This is a genomic window from Candidatus Methylomirabilota bacterium, from assembly GCA_035260325.1.
Taxonomy (GTDB): domain Bacteria; phylum Methylomirabilota; class Methylomirabilia; order Rokubacteriales; family CSP1-6; genus AR19.
On the sequence record DATFVL010000166.1, the window covers coordinates 1 to 2,861 of the forward strand.

At 66.1% G+C, this 2,861-nt stretch carries 3 protein-coding genes; all 3 read right to left on the minus strand.

Annotated features, from left to right (window positions below):
• Nucleotides 1–502: Fe-S cluster assembly protein SufD (locus VKG64_10945; GenBank protein ID HKB25559.1), on the minus strand; the 502-nt coding region annotated here is incomplete at its 3' end.
• A 13-nt stretch (nt 503–515) separates the two neighbouring features.
• The gene (gene sufC, locus VKG64_10950; protein HKB25560.1) at nt 516–1,289 is read right to left on the minus strand and encodes a Fe-S cluster assembly ATPase SufC; all 774 of its coding nucleotides are present in this window, start codon (nt 1,287–1,289) and stop codon (nt 516–518) included.
• Between the two features lie 18 nt (nt 1,290–1,307).
• Complete coding sequence (gene sufB / locus VKG64_10955) at nt 1,308–2,765, minus strand: Fe-S cluster assembly protein SufB (GenBank protein HKB25561.1); 1,458 nt, start codon at nt 2,763–2,765, stop codon at nt 1,308–1,310.
• Between the last annotated feature and the right edge of the window lie 96 nt (nt 2,766–2,861).

Consider the following 2,861-nt stretch of genomic DNA (forward strand, 5'->3'; position numbering starts at 1 on the left):
CCGGCGGGAGGTGCACGAAGGCGCCGTCCTGGGCGAAGGCGGTGTTCAGGGCGGTGAACCCGTAGCCGATGCCGTCAGACCCCGCGTAGCGGGCGAGATGCCGCTCGAGCACCGCTGCGTCGGTGATGAGCGCTTCCGCGAGGCTCGCCACCCGCGCACCGGCGGGCAGAGGGGCCAGCGAGGAGAGCTTGGCGGAGTAGCGCCCGTTGACGAAGACGAGCCGGTGAGCCACTGGCTCGCGCACGACGAGGGCCTCGATCGCCTCCGCGGGCAGGCTGTCGAACGCCCCATCGGCCAACCGGAAGGCCGTCGCGGCGATCGGCGCGACGCTCGTGTACTTCCAGTCCTCGAGCCGCACCGTGGGGAAGCCCTGCTCGGCAAAGCGGGCGATCGCCTCGTGCCGGAGCCGAAGCAGCCAGCCCGGGCTCCCACCCGCGCCCCCGCGCTCGAATGCCTCGAAGGCGGCCAGATACGTGTCCTTCACTGTCGCGACCTCAGTCATCGCTCCGGGTCCTTCAGGCGGCGCCGAGCGGCTCGACGACGCCGACCTCGTCCCTGATCCAGTCGTAGCCCTTGGCTTCGAGCGCGAGGGCCAGCTCCTTGCCGCCCGACTTGACGATGCGGCCATTGAACAGCACGTGCACGTAGTCCGGCGTGATGTAGTTGAGGAGCCGCTGGTAGTGGGTGACGAGAATCATGGCGTTGTCGGGCGTCCGGAGCGCGTCGACGCCGTGCGCGACGATCCTGAGCGCGTCGATGTCGAGGCCGGAGTCGGTCTCGTCCAGAATGGCGAGCTTGGGCTTGAGCACGGCCAGCTGGAGGATTTCGTTTCGCTTCTTCTCACCGCCCGAGAAGCCCTCGTTCACGGCGCGACTGATGAAGCTCTGGTCCATCTCCACGAGCGCGAGCTTCTCTCGCAGGAGCGCGAGGAACTCGATCGCGTCGAGCTCCTCCTGACCCTGGCGCGTCCGGATCTCGTTCACCGCGGCCTTCAGGAACTGCGCGGTGCTCACGCCGGGGATCTCGACCGGGTACTGGAACGCCAGAAACACCCCGGCGCGGGCGCGGTCCTCGGGCGACAGCTCGAGCAGGTTCTGGCCGTCGTAGCGCACCTCGCCGGCGGTGACGGCGTACGCCGGGTGCCCCGCCAATACCTGGGCCAACGTGCTCTTCCCCGACCCGTTCGGGCCCATCACGGCGTGGACCTCGCCGGCCTTCACCTCGAGGTCGATCCCTCGGAGGATCTCATGGCCCTCAACGCCGGCGTGCAGGTTCCGGATGCTCAGCATGTCGCGTCCTTTCCTCACCTAACCCACGCCCCCTTCGAGGCTCACGCCGAGCAGCTTGGACGCCTCCACGGCGAACTCCATCGGCAGGTTCTTGAAGACGTCCTTGCAGAAACCGTTGACGATCATCGAGACCGCGTTCTCGGCCGAGATCCCGCGCTGCTTGCAGTAGAACAGCTGGTCCTCGCTAATCTTCGCAGTCGAGGCCTCGTGCTCCACGCTCGCGGTCGGGTTGGCCACCTCGATGTAGGGCGTGGTGTGCGCGCCGCATCGGTCGCCGAGCAACAGCGAGTCGCACTGGGTGCGGTTGCGGGCGTGCGCGGCCCGCGGCAGCACCTTCACCAGACCCCGGTAGGTGTTGTTGCCGTGGCCCGCGGAGATGCCCTTCGAGAGGATCGTGCTCCGGGTGTTCTTCCCGATGTGGATCATCTTCGTGCCGGTGTCGGCCTGCTGGTAGTTATTGACGAGCGCGACCGAATAGAACTCGCCGACCGAGTCGTCGCCCTGCAGGATCACGCTCGGGTACTTCCAGGTGATGGCCGAGCCCGTCTCGACTTGCGTCCACGAGATCTTCGAGCGGCGCCCGACGCACTTGCCACGCTTGGTCACGAAGTTGTAGATCCCACCCCGACCCTCCTGGTCCCCCGCGTACCAATTCTGGATCGTCGCGTACTTGATCTGCGCGTTCTCGAGCGCGACCAGCTCGACCACGGCCGCATGAAGCTGGTTCTCATCGCGCATCGGGGCCGTGCAGCCCTCGAGGTAGCTCACGTAGCTGCCCTCGTCGGCGACGATGAGAGTGCGCTCGAACTGCCCCGACCCGGCCGCATTGATTCGGAAATACGTTGACAGCTCCATCGGGCAGCGGACGCCCTTGGGGATATAGCAGAACGATCCGTCGGTGAAGACGGCGGAGTTGAGCGAGGCGAAGAAGTTGTCCGTATACGGCACCACGGAGCCGAGATACTTCTCGATGAGGTCGGGGTGGTTCTGCACCGCCTCCGAGAACGAGCAGAAGATGATGCCGAGTTCGGCGAGCTTCCCTTTGAAGGTCGTCGCCACCGAGACGCTGTCGAAGACCGCGTCGACCGCAACGCCAGTCAAGCGCTTCTGCTCCCCGAGCGGAATCCCGAGCTTCTCGAAGGTCTGCAGGAGCTTCGGATCGACCTCCTCGAGACTGCCGGGCGCCGTGCTCTGCTTGGGCGCCGAGTAGTAGACGATCGCCTGGTAGTCGATCGGCGGGTGCGTGACGTTCGCCCACCGAGGCTCGCCCGCGCCCTTGTCCATCTTCACCCAGTGCCGGTAGGCCCGGAGCCGCCACTCGAGCATGAACTCGGGCTCGTTCTTCTTCGAGGAGATCAGCCGGATGATGTCCTCGTTGAGGCCCGGCGCAATGGCGTCCGCCTCGATGTCGGTGACGAATCCCCACTCGTACTCGCGGTTGACTGCGGCCTCGACCGTCTTCGCCGTCGTGCTCATCGTGACTCCTTGGAGGACATATTCCTACCCGGCCCTACGCGGAAAAGGATGTGCCGCACCCGCAGGTCGACTTCGCATTCGCATTGACGAACGTGA